At 56.9% G+C, this 12,656-nt stretch carries 13 protein-coding genes and 1 tRNA gene; 7 read left to right on the top strand and 7 right to left on the bottom strand.

Features of this window, described 5'->3' with window-relative positions:
• Positions 1-9: 9 nt before the first annotated feature.
• From AC0V61_RS04805 to AC0V61_RS04825, 5 genes are read left to right on the top strand one after another with little or no spacing between them, the layout of a single operon-like run.
• Positions 10-1,164 carry an alpha/beta hydrolase gene (locus AC0V61_RS04805; RefSeq protein ID WP_486156134.1) on the top strand — a complete coding sequence of 385 codons (1,155 nt, stop codon included), beginning with the start codon at positions 10-12 and terminating at the stop codon, positions 1,162-1,164.
• Between the two features lie 50 nt (positions 1,165-1,214).
• On the top strand, positions 1,215-1,949 hold the full coding sequence (locus tag AC0V61_RS04810) for a VOC family protein (RefSeq protein WP_486156135.1): 735 nt from the start codon (positions 1,215-1,217) through the stop codon (positions 1,947-1,949).
• Positions 1,950-1,977: 28 nt separating this feature from the next.
• Entirely contained in the window at positions 1,978-2,547 is a 570-nt protein-coding gene (locus tag AC0V61_RS04815; RefSeq protein ID WP_486156136.1) for a cytochrome b, read from the top strand.
• The gene (locus tag AC0V61_RS04820; protein WP_486156137.1) at positions 2,547-4,382 is read left to right on the top strand and encodes an arylsulfatase; all 1,836 of its coding nucleotides are present in this window, start codon (positions 2,547-2,549) and stop codon (positions 4,380-4,382) included. Before AC0V61_RS04815 ends, AC0V61_RS04820 begins: the two co-directional genes overlap by 1 nt.
• Before the next feature lie 2 nt (positions 4,383-4,384).
• On the top strand, positions 4,385-5,920 hold the full coding sequence (locus AC0V61_RS04825; RefSeq protein ID WP_486156138.1) for an FAD-dependent monooxygenase: 1,536 nt from the start codon (positions 4,385-4,387) through the stop codon (positions 5,918-5,920).
• 5 nt (positions 5,921-5,925) lie between these two features.
• On the opposite strand, the gene AC0V61_RS04830 is transcribed toward AC0V61_RS04825, so the two are convergent.
• The gene (locus AC0V61_RS04830; protein ID WP_486156139.1) at positions 5,926-6,576 is read right to left on the bottom strand and encodes an FMN-dependent NADH-azoreductase; all 651 of its coding nucleotides are present in this window, start codon (positions 6,574-6,576) and stop codon (positions 5,926-5,928) included.
• A 48-nt stretch (positions 6,577-6,624) separates the two neighbouring features.
• A complete protein-coding gene (locus AC0V61_RS04835; protein ID WP_486156140.1) occupies positions 6,625-7,389 on the bottom strand; it encodes an SDR family NAD(P)-dependent oxidoreductase in 765 nt (254 codons plus the stop codon).
• Positions 7,390-7,489: 100 nt separating this feature from the next.
• Between AC0V61_RS04835 and AC0V61_RS04840 the strand changes: the two genes are divergently transcribed.
• The gene (locus AC0V61_RS04840; protein WP_486156141.1) at positions 7,490-7,723 is read left to right on the top strand and encodes a hypothetical protein; all 234 of its coding nucleotides are present in this window, start codon (positions 7,490-7,492) and stop codon (positions 7,721-7,723) included.
• A gap of 78 nt (positions 7,724-7,801) precedes the next feature.
• Here AC0V61_RS04840 and AC0V61_RS04845 read toward each other — a convergent pair.
• Positions 7,802-7,877 (bottom strand) — tRNA-Lys (locus AC0V61_RS04845).
• 137 nt (positions 7,878-8,014) lie between these two features.
• On the bottom strand, positions 8,015-9,565 hold the full coding sequence (locus AC0V61_RS04850) for a tetratricopeptide repeat protein (protein ID WP_486156142.1): 1,551 nt from the start codon (positions 9,563-9,565) through the stop codon (positions 8,015-8,017).
• Positions 9,566-9,796: 231 nt separating this feature from the next.
• Here AC0V61_RS04850 and AC0V61_RS04855 point away from each other — a divergent pair, with 231 nt between their 5' ends.
• Entirely contained in the window at positions 9,797-10,321 is a 525-nt protein-coding gene (locus tag AC0V61_RS04855) for a PEP-CTERM sorting domain-containing protein (protein ID WP_486156143.1), read from the top strand.
• A gap of 91 nt (positions 10,322-10,412) precedes the next feature.
• On the opposite strand, the gene folK is transcribed toward AC0V61_RS04855, so the two are convergent.
• Genes folK through AC0V61_RS04870 form a run of 3 tightly spaced genes read right to left on the bottom strand, consistent with a single transcriptional unit; the run spans position 10,413 to position 12,636 of the window.
• A complete protein-coding gene (gene folK / locus AC0V61_RS04860; RefSeq protein ID WP_486156144.1) occupies positions 10,413-10,877 on the bottom strand; it encodes a 2-amino-4-hydroxy-6-hydroxymethyldihydropteridine diphosphokinase in 465 nt (154 codons plus the stop codon).
• A gap of 9 nt (positions 10,878-10,886) precedes the next feature.
• A complete protein-coding gene (aguB, locus tag AC0V61_RS04865) occupies positions 10,887-11,753 on the bottom strand; it encodes an N-carbamoylputrescine amidase (RefSeq protein ID WP_486156145.1) in 867 nt (288 codons plus the stop codon).
• A 16-nt stretch (positions 11,754-11,769) separates the two neighbouring features.
• On the bottom strand, positions 11,770-12,636 hold the full coding sequence (locus tag AC0V61_RS04870) for a class I SAM-dependent methyltransferase (protein ID WP_486156146.1): 867 nt from the start codon (positions 12,634-12,636) through the stop codon (positions 11,770-11,772).
• Between the last annotated feature and the right edge of the window lie 20 nt (positions 12,637-12,656).

Below are 12,656 nucleotides of genomic sequence, written 5' to 3' on the forward strand. Positions count from 1 at the left end.
AGTGCCGCAATGTCTGCTCACGAAATCACCCGGACACCGTTTCCGCTCATCTCGATGGAGCAGGAGAAATTCAAAGCCACTTATGGCGGCTCTGAGGGTGTGATCGTGGTGTTCTGCACGCTGATCCGATCGCCGGTTCCTTCCGATACCTGCTTGGTGACGATGCACCCTATTGGCGGCACAGGCTGGTTGCCGATCATGAATGAATTTGTGCAGCAAGGGGTGCATGTGTTGGCGTGTGACGGGCGCTATCGCGGCGCGGACTATGCGCTCAATATGGAGAAATGTGCGGTCGATCTCGGTTCTGCGGTCAAGCATGCCAAAGAGGTTCTGGGCTATAAGAATGTGGTCCTGCTCGGGTGGAGCGGCGGCGGATCTCTGTCTGCCTATTATCAATCTCAAGCTGAGAACCCGACTGTCACGTCGAGCCCATGCGGAGGCGGGGTCGATCTCACAGAAGCCGGCCTGGTCCCTGCTGATGGGGTGATCCAAATGGCCGCGCACGTCTCGCGCCATCACACTCTCACGCAATGGATGGACGCCTCGATCATCGATGAGGCGGACCCTGATAAACGCGACCCCTCGCTCGATCTCTATGGCGAGGAAGTGAAGCCGCCCTACTCAGCCGAGTTTCTCGAACGCTACCGCGCAGCGCAGATTGCCCGTAATCGCAAGATCACCGCTTGGGTGAAGCACAAGCTTCAGGAACTGGCCGATAAGGGCCGTGAGAATGAAGAATTTGCGTTCACGACGCACGGCACGATGGCCGATCCCCGCTGGCTCGATCCGGCGGTTGACCCCAATGATCGAAAACCGGGCTGGTGCTATCTTGGCGATCCAAAAATCGTCAACAACGGCCCCGTCGGCCTGGCGCGTTTTAGCACCCTTCGCAGCTGGCTTTCGCAGTGGAGCTATGACGATGCGAATGCTCATGGCCCGGCGGGCCTTGCCCATGTGACCAAGCCCGTTCTCGTGATTGGCAACACTGCGGATGATGCTTGCACGCCAAGCCACACCCAAGCGATATTTGACGGTGTTGGCCACGACAATAAGGAGCTGCATCAGATCGAAGGTGCGACCCACTATTACTCAATGCAACCCGACAAAGCGAAAGAGGCGGCAAACCTCGTGATGGACTGGCTGGAGCGCCAAGACCTTCGCTAAGCTTGTGCCAAACGCGCAACTCATCAGAATTGAACAAGGGATAACCCACCATGAGCAAGAACATCAAAGCCAACGGCCTCAACCATCTCGCGATTTCGACGAACAATATGAAAGAGCAGATCGAGTTCTACACCGATGTGCTGGGCTTCAAACTTGTGGGGCTTTACTGGATGCACGGGGTTGAGGGATGCTGGCACGGCTTCCTTGAGATGAATGAAGGGAGCCAGGTGGCCTTCGTTTTCAATCCTGCCAACAAGGATGCGAAGGTCGAATATGGCGTGACCAATCCCGGCCACACAGGCGGACCTTCGGCGCCCGGCACAATGCAGCACCTTGCGTTTAACGTCGACACGCTTGATGACCTCCTAAATATGCGCGACCGCATTCGTTCGCGCGGGTACAACGTCATGGGGCCAATGGATCACGGCATGTGCCACAGCATCTATTTCCAAGGACCAGAAGACACCTGCCTTGAAGTCGCGACATTTGGCAGTGCAGATTATCCGCTTGGGCCAAAGGATTGGATTGATCCCGAGGTGCAGGAACTGGCGGGGATCAGCGACGAGGAATTGGCCAAGTTTACGAACCCGGTTGAGTTCGAGGGGCAAGGCGGGAAAATCCCCAACCCCGGTTACAATCCAGATAGCTATAACCCGGACCGCCCAGAGGCGCTTCTCAAGGGGATTTTCGCGATGACCGATGAGCAGTTTTCGATGATGCCGATGGAAAAGCGTCCCCCTTCCATGATGACCGATGAAGACCGCGCCGCGAAACACGCGAGCTAGAGACGCAGCACAAATTGGGATGGGCATTGTGAACACAACAACACTCAAACACTACACTGGCACGGCCAAATTCCTGCATTGGGCGATCGCGCTGCTGATCATCATGATGCTGGTGTTTGGACAGGGCTTTGAAGACATCACGAGCCCCGATGATATGGCTTTCTCTTTGAGGGGGCACTCGACGCTGGGCTTCACGGTCATAACTTTGCTGGTCCTGCGCATATTGTGGCGCATCGCAAATCCGCCGCCAGCGCTGCCAGCGACGGTCGCACCCGCACAAGCGATGCTTTCCAAGGTCTCGCACCTACTGCTTTACGCTTTGATGATCTACGTGCCCGCAACCGGCATCTATACGGCGGCTGCGCATGAATATGCTGTGCTCCCCTATGGGGCGTTCGACGTGCGGGAAGTGTTTGGCTTTCTGGGGGCGAGCGATTTTGACGGGCGGCGCTTTCTGCATGAAGTCGGCACTTGGTTGTTGATTGCCCTGCTGGCTGTCCACATCACCGCCGCGTTCTTGCATCAATTTGTGCAGAAAGACGGCGTGCTGCGCCGGATGTGGTTTGGGCGCGGCAAGCAAACGCGAGGCCTCAATTGATGGTACGGCGTTTGATCCGTTTTTGCGCCGCGCTGTTGGCACTGGCCGCTTTTCCAGTTGCCGCACAGGACACAAAACAGCCCAATTTCCTGATCGTTGTGGCCGACGACTTGGGCTGGTCCGATCCTGGATTTCTGGGCAGCCGGATCAGAACGCCGACCCTTGATGCGCTCGCTCAGCGAGGGATTTTCATGTCGCATTTCTATGTGGCACCGACCTGCTCCCCCACCCGCTCTATGCTGATGACAGGGGTGAGCAATCACGCCGCTGGCGTTGGCACGATGCACAATCTTCAAGCTGAGAACCAGATGGGCCATCTCGCTTACGGCGCGCAGCTGCACGACGGCGTCGTGACCATTGCAGAAGTGCTCCGCGCCCGCGGGTACAGCACCATGATGAGCGGCAAGTGGCACCTTGCCGTTGATGAAGATCAGCGCCCGCATCGCCGGGGCTTTTCGCGCAGTTTTGGCCTTGTCGAAGGCGGGGCAAGCCATTTTGCCGATGCGATGATGATCACGCCGTCAGAAAACGTGACCTATCTGGAGAACGGGCAGCCAACCAAGCTGGCGAGCGATTGGTATTCCACCATCGGCTACACCGATAAGATCATCGAATATATCGACGAGGCGGGCGACGAGCCGTTCTTCGCTTATCTCACCTACACCGCGCCGCATGATCCCTTGCAGGTCCCCGATGAATGGATCGACCGCTATAAAGGCGTGTTCGATGATGGTCCTGAGGCATCGCGCGAAGAAAGGCGCCAGCGCCTCATCAAACTGGGCCACCTCAACGCCGATGCTGAAATGGCAGAGGCGCTCAACTTCCCCGCATGGGTCGATTCTCACCAAGCGCCTTGGGCTGAGAGAAGCGATGAGGAACGCCGCACCCATGCCAAGCGCATGGAAATCTACGCCTCCATGGTTGAATTGCTCGATGCAGAGCTTGGCCGGGTCATAGCGCGTCTTGAGGCAAACGATAAGCTGTCGAACACCTATATCCTGTTTATGTCGGACAATGGCGCAGCAGTGACTACCCCGCTCGCCTATCGCGGCAACACGCGTGCGTGGCTGCATGAGAATTTCGACCTCAGCCGCGAAGAGATGGGGCAGATGGGCTCCTTCACCTCCATGGGCCGCGACTGGGCGCATGCGAGCAACACGCCGTTTAGCAGGTTCAAAGGGACCGTCGCCGAAGGGGGCGTGCGCTCTCCGCTGATTGTCGCAGGGCCGGGATTGGAAAGCGGTGTGACGCGCACCATCCCTGCCCATGTCACCGATCTGGTGCCCACGGTCTACGAGCTCGCCGGGATCAACCCCGCAGCCGACCCGCTGTATGAAGGCAAGTTGCAACCGCAAGGCACATCGATTGTTCCGATCTTTGAAGAGGCAAGCTTTGATGAAACGCGCATCTTCTTCAACGAGCTATTTGGCAACCGCATGGCGCGAAAAGGGCGCTGGAAAGCGGTGTGGTTAAGCCCGCCATTTGGAAGCGGCGAATGGGAATTGTACGATATCGTCGCCGATCCCAGCGCCACCAAAAATCTGGCGCAAGCGCATCCAGAAGTGATCTCTGAAATGGTTGCAGCCTATGATGAGTTTGCCGAAACGAACGGCGTCATCCCGCCGCATCCACGCCGCGGCCTGCAATCCAATATCTGGTACGAGGGTGAGTGCAATTGGTGGTGCGAGGCGAAATTCAGTTTCCTTAACACGCTGGCCAGCCCCACAGGCCGCATGGTCCTGCTGGCTGGCGTTCTCGGCACACTGGGCTTGATCGTGTTTCTCGCGATCCGATTGTGGCTGCGCCGCCGCAAGGTAACGGCTCACGGAGCTTGAAGATGTCTGCCAAGCAATATGATGTCTTGATAGTCGGCTGCGGTCCCGTCGGTGCGACGCTTGCAAACCTGCTGCGCGAAAGCGGGCGTTCGCTCGCGATATTCGACCGGGACAAGGACGTATTTCACTGCCCGCGCGCGATGATGTTCGATCCTGAAAGCTGCCGCATCTATCAACGTATGGGCATCATGGAGCGGATGTTCCCCGCGGATGCCAAGCCGTTCCAGACGTTTCGCATGGTCAATCACAAGCGCAAAACGCTGGTGGAAATAGACTACAGCAAAGTCCCGCCAAGCTTTGGTCACTCAGGCGTTGGAACCATGTTCCATCAACCCACCTTGGAGCGCCTGCTTCGCGAAGATTTCGAAAAGGGCGTTAAGGTCGACAGCTTCCTTGGCTATGAAGTTCTCAGCGTTTCATCGGACGAAACCCGAGCGACCCTGAAGGCGAGAAACACAGACACGGGCGAAGAGACCGAGTTCACCGGAAAATACATTGTCGGCTCCGATGGCGGCGCGAGCCTTTGCCGCCGATCCATTGGCGCGAACCGAATAGACTTCAACTATCGCCGCAAATGGATCGTGATCGACGTTCTCGTGCACGATCGCGCCTATTGGGAGGGGCTGGAAGACTTCTCAGAATTCATGTGTCGTCCAAACGGGGCAACGGTATTTGTCAAAGGCTGCCGCGGCCATCTGCGCTTCGATTTTGAGATCGACGAGGAACTGGCCGATCAATTCACCCATGACGATGCGCGTGAGCACATCTCCAATTACATCGACACCTCATCCATCGAGATACAGCGCTGCGCACCTTACAATTTCTATGCCGGAATGCCGGATATTTGGCGCAAAGGCAGGATATTGCTGGCGGGCGACGCGGCCCACCAAACCTCTCCCTTTGCCGGGCAAGGGCTCAATATGGGTCTTCGGGACGCCGCTCACTTAAGTTTTCTGTTCGACCTAATCTTTGACGGCAAAGCCGATGACAGCGTTCTCGACACCTATCACGAGGAACGCTGGCCGCATTGCGAGAAGGTGATCAACAGAGCCTCGCGCACCGGGTTACAGCTAAGCACGACCAACAGATGGGAGCAGATAAAGCGCAACTTTGGTTTCTGGCTTGTGAGGATGTTTCCAAAGCTTGCCGGGGTCGCCAATTCTGATGATCGATACCCGGCCTATAGAGGCGGCCTGATTGGTACAGGGCACCGCCTGTGCGGGAGACGATTGTGCCAGCCTGAAGTCGTCGATGGCTCAGGTCAGCGCACGCTGCTCGATGAGCTGATCGGGGACGGGTTTGTGCTTTTGGTGTCCGAACCGGCTGAGGGCGAAAGGATCTCTTGGTTCAAACAGGAGTTTGGCGGCTCGGTCTTCGTGATAGGCCATGACTTTCAGGATACCGATGGGAAACTAGCCGAATTCACCGAAGGCAACGCCGTTCTGGTTCGGCCAGATCGCTACATGTTTGGCGCAAACGAGAGCGGCGACGAGTTGTGCGCGGCATTTCGCGCCCACCTCGCCCGCTTTCAAAGCTAAACTGATCAGAATTCCTTTGCTGCCGCGCTCGCCGCTTCCTTCGCCTTGGCCAGTGCTTCATCCAAAGCAGGTCCCGGCATACCCGTTGGCTGAACCCGGATCAGGTTGATGTCGGTAAAGCCCAGGAAGCGGAAGATGTGATCGATATATGTGCTCGCAAAGTCGGTCTTGGGCGCATCTGATGCCAGCGGGAAGCGGTCTTCATACGGGCTGCCGCTTGCCATGATGACTTGCAAAGGCCGGTCTGTTATTTGGCCGACATATTCAAACTTAGAGTTGACCATCACTGTCACGCCAACTTGGGTCACAAGGTCGATCCAATGCTTGAGGCGATAGGGGATTGAGAAGTTCCACATCGCTGTTGAAACCACCACTTTGTCCGCTGACTTCAGCCGGTCGATCTCCTGCATCACGCCTGCCCATTCGCCTTGCGCCTCGATCCCTGATCCGGTGGTCATCAGCTTCATAAGGTTCTCCATCTTCTGGTTCGCGCCTTGCATTCCAAGCGGGGCGAGCTCGGTCTCGAACAAAGGCAGATGTTCGATCTCATCATCAGGATTGGCCGCCTTGTAGCTTTCCAGAAATTCATTGGCGACTTGGCTGGAGTACGAGCTCTCTTTGCGCGGGCTGGCTTCGATAAAAAGTACTTTCGCCATGGGATTTGTCCTTTGTCTCTTGGAATTAGCGTGGGTTGTTGAGGGCCGTTAGAGCGATTGCCCATCGTCCACGGTGAACGTTCCGCCGGTGACGTAGCGGGAGGCATCCGAGCACAGATAGAGCGTCAGATCATCGAGCGCGCCAATATCCATCAGGCGTTTGCGGTGCCAACTCGCAATATGTCGCTCGCCGCCTTCAGTATCGAACCAGTCACCCATGATTTCGGTGCGGATATAGCCGGGCTGGATGGTGTTGACGTTGATGCCTTTGCGCACCCATTCACGGGCGAATTGCCGCCCAAGGTGATCAACCCCCGCCTTGCTCGCAGCGTAGGCCGCATCGCCAGGCGTGTTCATTTGTGCGGTGATCGATCCGATCAGGACAATGCGGCCTTCGATCGGAGCATCCCCTTCGTTGGCAATCATCCGCTTTGCACCTTCGCGGGCGAGCAAATACACGCCCAGAAAATTGGTATCGATAACCGTTCGGAGCCCCTCAAGAGGTACATCGGTTGACCGGCCATTCGCCGCCGTCCCCGCATTCGCAATGACCGTGTCCACGGTGCCGAACGTGGCTTGTGCCTTGTCGTATGCAGCAATAACAGACGCTTCATCCGTTACATCAAGAGCAACGGCCACCGCCTTGCCTCCGGCCTCTTCGATTTCATTTGAAAGCGAGGCGGTTCTGTCGGACCTACGCGCTCCGAGAATCACATTTGCTCCCGCTTTGGCAAGGACGCGTGCGAGATGCGCACCAATGCCGGAGGAAGCTCCACTCAACATGACAGTGCGATTTGTTAGGTCTGAGATCATCGTTTGCTTCTTCGGTCATCCTGATAGGTTTGCGGAGCGGAAAACCGCCCTTGGAAGGATTTTCAGTTCCAAAACTCTCATGAGAATCTCTAGGTTTTAATTGCTAATCAATCAACAAATACTACTGGCGCGTGACGATGGGTTTAAGGGCGCGAGAAACGATACTGGTGAGAAAGAGAATCCTGTTCAGGTGATAGAGCAACGCGAAAAACGAGTCCTCGGCGCTATCAATTTCGTGATCCTAACTGGTGGGTTCGGACTTGCCGTGGCCAGCGATATTTTAATCAAGAACACGAATGCCCGCTTTACCGATCAAGGTGGAGCGCTGGGATGATCCCGCGCTACGCCCCGCAATCGCAGGCAAAACTCCGCCTCTCGGGCGAATAATGCGCAATGAGCTGTTGGATAAATATGGTGAGCCCTGCTGGGTTCGAACCAGCGACCTACTGATTAAAAGTCAGTTGCTCTACCGACTGAGCTAAGGGCCCCCATGTCGAGGTGTCTCGGTAGCGCGAGAATCTCTCATCTCGCGTAAGAGCGCCCAACTAGGCAGGCAAAGCCGGTCGGTCAAGGACCTGTAGCACTCAAAATCGCGATTGTTTCACTTTGTGCTCGCCAATCCCTCTCATTCAGCGTTCACAATTGCCCAATGCTCGGCGATTTCTCGGTTGCCCGGCGAGCCCTCGCGTGCCGTTTGTAAGAGCGCGCGCGCCTCAGCCTTATCACCGCCGCTTTGCCAGATTGCCCAACCGAGGGTGTCGTGGATCTCAGGGCTGGTTGGAGCTTCAGCCAAGGCTCGGCGTGCAAGCGCCACAGCCTCGTCATGTTTGCCAAGCTTGGTCTTCACCGCCGCAGCGTTGTTCAAAAGAGCAGGATTGGACTGGCCTTCACCTTTCAACAAAGGTGCGTAAATCGCTTCAGCCTGAGCCCAATCGCTGGAGCGTATGGCCGCGGCCGCCTCGCGCATTTCCGCATCAATCGAAGGGGCTTTTTTGCGTGCCTCGATTGTCGAACGAATGGCGGATGCATCGCCTTTTCCTGTCTTCTCAGCCAAAGCAAGCGCGATCAGGAGGGCTTTTTCGTCGGTTTGTGGGTGATCAATCACGGGTGCAATTGCAGCCCAGGCTTTGTCAAACTCGCCCTGCTCGGCCAGGCTGTTTGCTAGCACTTGGCGTGCAAACGGATCGCCGCCGGTGGCCTCGATATAGTCGCCAAGGGCATAGGATGCCATCGCATGCTGCCCTCGTCCTGCATCAATCATGCCGCGCAGACGAGCAAATTCTGGTTCGTTGGCAAAGGACGGTGGCGCGCGCTCGATCAATTCAAATGCTCTGCTCATATCGCCTGCATCATAAGCCATTTGAGCGGCAAACAGCAGCCCAACAGGGTGGGCAGGCCCAGCATCATTCGCCTTATTGATCCAGTTGCCCGCTTCTTGTTTGTCACCAGCATCGCGCGCAATCGCGGCCATGGCGAGCATCGCTGTTTGATGCATAGGCCGGACGCCGAGCACTTGCTGAAAGTGTTCCCGCGCTTGGTCTGCATCACGCATCCCCATGCGCAATTGACCTGCAAAAAGGTGGGCTTGGCTAACGGCAGGCTCGATAGAAAGGGCCGGTGCGAGGCGGGCAAAGGTTTCTTCCGCCTTACCCTGCGCCCAAAGACGCTCTGCATCGGTTGTCACAAGTCTTGGGTCTTGCGGAAACTTTGCGAGCCCTAGGTCAAGCGTATCATACGCCTCAACGGTCTCGCCGCGCCCCAAATGAAATGCAATCTTAGCGGTGTAGGAAAGCGCGTGGTCCATTGTCAGGCCGGCAAGCGTATCGCTCGCTGCCTCCATGTAATTGCCCATCACCTGCGCTTCGGCAAGCTTGGCCTGAGCAAGAGAGTATTCCTCTGCACTTTCCGGGACGCGCTGGAATTCTGCAATAGCACGGTCCGGGTTGTCCAGCGCCATCGCCGCATCCCCTGCCAGCATGCGCACAGCTGGATTATTGGGCTGCGCATCTATCGCTTTGCCAACAAGATCAAGAGCAGTGCGCGGCTGTCCGCTAGCAAATGCTTCCTGCGCGGCAGCATAGGGATCAGAAGGACCGCTTTCACAACCTGCAAGGGCTGGCACGAAGAACAAGGCGGTGGCGCCGCCAATATGAAGGAGGTTGAAACGCGTTTTCATGAGCTCGGGTATACTCGGCAGGGGTTAACGCCTTCTTGTGCCAGCCTAAGGCGTCGGAAAAATTGACACACGGCCGTCGGCGGATTGTTTCGTTAACCAACAGATTGGCTGAAAACGGGGCTTTTGGAGGTTTTGGCACGGCGATTGCAGAGTAGCTGCTAACCAACGAATTCACTCAGGCCAAAGCAGCGATAAAGCTCCGCGGAGGCCCCTAGGTCCGAAGGATTAAGTATGAAAACCGCAATCAAGACTGCCGCAATCGCAATGGCTGCCACCGCAACTGTCGCAGCCGCACCGGCCTCAGCCGCCATCTTCGAATACGAAATGAGCGACGGCGACATTCTCACGATCAACACAGACAACGGCACCGGCACCTGGATCGGCGACGACATGAACGTTTCATTCGAAGGCGACGAGCTGAAGTCGTTCCAAGGCGGAGACAACCCAAGCTTCATGTTCACGCTTACCAACATGACTGGTACTCGCACCATCAACGGTGTTGACTACACTCCGACCCGTCAAAACGGCAACCGCTTCCACCCATGGATGCTGAAGTCGAAGAACAACGGCCAAAAGATCAACCTTTGGTCATGGTGGGGCAACCCGGTTGTCGCTGGTGACTATGTTCGCGGCGTATCTGACTTCCGCGTTGTGGACGTACCAGCACCAGGCGTTCTTGGTCTCTTCGGTCTTGCACTGGTCGCACTTGGCCTTGGCCGTCGTCGCCGTAAGCAGGCCGCCGCTGCAGCTGCCTAAGACACACGGTTTAGTCTCACAGAAATTGGTCCTTCTGTAAGAAAAGGCGCTCTATCGGTCATCCGATAGGGCGCCTTTCCCGTTTGTGGGCTCATAAACGCGCCAAAAGGTGCCGCACACGAAGGCCGGTCACCGGGTCGCGCCAATGAGGAGCAATCTGGCTACACGGGCGAAGGACGAAATCACGGTTGCGAAATTCTGCATGAGGAATGGTCAGCGCTCGGCTTGCAAACACGCCTCCGCTCCACAGCACAATATCAAGATCCAGCACCCGATCGCCCCATCGCTGCCCATCGCGCCGCCCGAATTCGCGTTCAAGATGTTTCAGACCAGAAAGCAGGCTTGGCGGATCGTATTCGCTTTCCAAGACACATGCGGCATTGGCAAAGCGGCGCTGTGCAGGACCGATGGGCGCGGTTGTGATCACGCTTGAGCGGACTGTGACAGTGCCAAGGCTTGCAAGTTCCTCTAAGCTAGCGCGCACCACGTCTCTTGGCTTCCCAAAAGCATGGTGCCGCCGGTTAGAACCCAGCGCGATGAGATAGGCACTGCTCATGAATGGCGCTTAAATATCTTCGGCTATCCGGCCATAAAACTGCGGGCGCCGGTCGCGAAAGAAACCCATGCCTGCGCGGTGCTTCGCAGCCCTTGCAAGGTCTAGCGTTGTAACCAGGGCGCCCGTTTCCTTAGCCCCGTATTGCTCAACCAAATCACCCCATTCGTCTGAGATAAAGGAGTGGCCGTAGAAACTCTGCTCAGCTTCTTTTCCAATGCGATTGGCCGCGAGCACCGGCATGCAGTTGGAAACCGCATGGCCAACCATCGCGCGCCGCCACATACGGCTCGTATCGAGGGTGTCGTCATACGGCTCTGAACCAATGGCTGTGGGATAAAGGAGCACCTGTGCACCCTGCAAAGCCATCACGCGGGCCGCCTCAGGATACCATTGGTCCCAGCATACACCGACCCCAATGCGCACAATCGCGCCTTCATCTCCGGGAACATCCCAAGTCTTAAACCCTTGGTTTCCGGGGCGGAAATAGAATTTCTCTTCGTACCCGGGACCATCAGGAATATGGCTCTTGCGATAGGTGCCCATGATTTCGCCATCAGGACTAACCATAGCCAGCGTGTTGTAATAGTGGTGCCCATCACGCTCGAAGAAGCTGGTGGGGATGGTCACCTTCAGTTTTGCCGCCAGCCTCTGCATGGCGATAACGCTTGGATGCTCAGCCGTGGGCCGGGCGAGCGCGAACAGCGCCTCATCTTCTTGCGCGCAGAAATAGGGCCCTGAAAACAGCTCAGGTGGCAAAATCACCTTTGCCCCGCGCGCCGCTGCCTCTTCGACCAAGGCGGTGACAGCGATGATGTTCTCGGCCTCGTCCTCGTGGCCAAGCGCAAGTTGAAGGGCGGCGACAGTGAGCGTGCTCATGCCGCCGCCATTAGTCTTATTGAGCCTTCTTGAAAAGCAACGTCATGCGATCGCTTTCGCCAATGGCGCGGTGCTTGGCCATTTCTTCTTCGGACTGGCGTCCAAAACCAAGCGATGGAGGCAATGTCCAAACGCCCCCTTCATAGTCGGCGGTATCTTTTGGGTTGGCGTTGACTTCGCTTTCACTTGCAAGCTCAAAACCGTTAGCCTCAAAGATCGCGACCACATCAGCTTTACGCATGTAACCGCGCTGGCGTGCGCCATAGTCGTCATAGCTTGCACCCTCTGGCGCACGGTGCTGAACGACGCCGACCAGACCATCGTCTTTGAGCATCTTGCGCGCTGCTTTGAGCACATCATCGGCGTTGTTGCGCATGTTGAGGCCATGCATCGAACGGAAGATGAGAACGCGGTCAACGGTCCCGGCAGCTTCCTCTGGCATTTCGTCGATCTCAAACGCCATCACGGTGTCGGCTTCAACACCCATGGCCTCGGCCATGCCTTGCTTGAAACGCTCGGTCCAACCCTTGGCGCGTGCTTCCTGGGCACGGTCGCGATAGGTGCCTGCATCGCTGTCTGGTTGGAACGCAATATATTGACCAGCGGGCATCATGTAAGGTGCAAGCACGCGGGTGTACCAGCCGCCGCCAGGGCCAAATTCAGCCACCGTCATTGTGGGCTCAACACCAAAGAAAGCGAGTGTTTCGGCAGGGTTGCGATACTGATCGCGCGCACGATCATCGTCGCGGCGCTCATGGCCAAGCACATCGGCAAGAGCAGGGGCTGCTTCGGCGTGATCATCCGCAGCAGCAGGAGCGGCAACTGACACCATGGCGGTGGAGGCAGCGAGCGCTGCAATCGGGGCAAGAAACTTGAATTTCATGAGTAGGGGTCCTCTCTAAA

It is taken from the genome of Erythrobacter sp. JB1-4 (genome assembly GCF_057365025.1).

What these genes read in the sequence shown, in the direction of transcription:
- folK (WP_486156144.1), bottom strand. Translation starts at nt 10,877, where the DNA reads ATGAGCAGTGCCTATCTCATCGCGCTGGGTTCTAACCGGCGGCACCAT.
- aguB (WP_486156145.1), bottom strand. Translation starts at nt 11,753, where the DNA reads ATGAGCACGCTCACTGTCGCCGCCCTTCAACTTGCGCTTGGCCACGAG.
- AC0V61_RS04870 (WP_486156146.1), bottom strand. Translation starts at nt 12,636, where the DNA reads ATGAAATTCAAGTTTCTTGCCCCGATTGCAGCGCTCGCTGCCTCCACC.
- AC0V61_RS04820 (WP_486156137.1), top strand. Translation starts at nt 2,547, where the DNA reads ATGGTACGGCGTTTGATCCGTTTTTGCGCCGCGCTGTTGGCACTGGCC.
- AC0V61_RS04830 (WP_486156139.1), bottom strand. Translation starts at nt 6,576, where the DNA reads ATGGCGAAAGTACTTTTTATCGAAGCCAGCCCGCGCAAAGAGAGCTCG.
- AC0V61_RS04835 (WP_486156140.1), bottom strand. Translation starts at nt 7,389, where the DNA reads ATGATCTCAGACCTAACAAATCGCACTGTCATGTTGAGTGGAGCTTCC.
- AC0V61_RS04855 (WP_486156143.1), top strand. Translation starts at nt 9,797, where the DNA reads ATGAAAACCGCAATCAAGACTGCCGCAATCGCAATGGCTGCCACCGCA.
- AC0V61_RS04810 (WP_486156135.1), top strand. Translation starts at nt 1,215, where the DNA reads ATGAGCAAGAACATCAAAGCCAACGGCCTCAACCATCTCGCGATTTCG.
- AC0V61_RS04805 (WP_486156134.1), top strand. Translation starts at nt 10, where the DNA reads ATGTCTGCTCACGAAATCACCCGGACACCGTTTCCGCTCATCTCGATG.
- AC0V61_RS04850 (WP_486156142.1), bottom strand. Translation starts at nt 9,565, where the DNA reads ATGAAAACGCGTTTCAACCTCCTTCATATTGGCGGCGCCACCGCCTTG.
- AC0V61_RS04825 (WP_486156138.1), top strand. Translation starts at nt 4,385, where the DNA reads ATGTCTGCCAAGCAATATGATGTCTTGATAGTCGGCTGCGGTCCCGTC.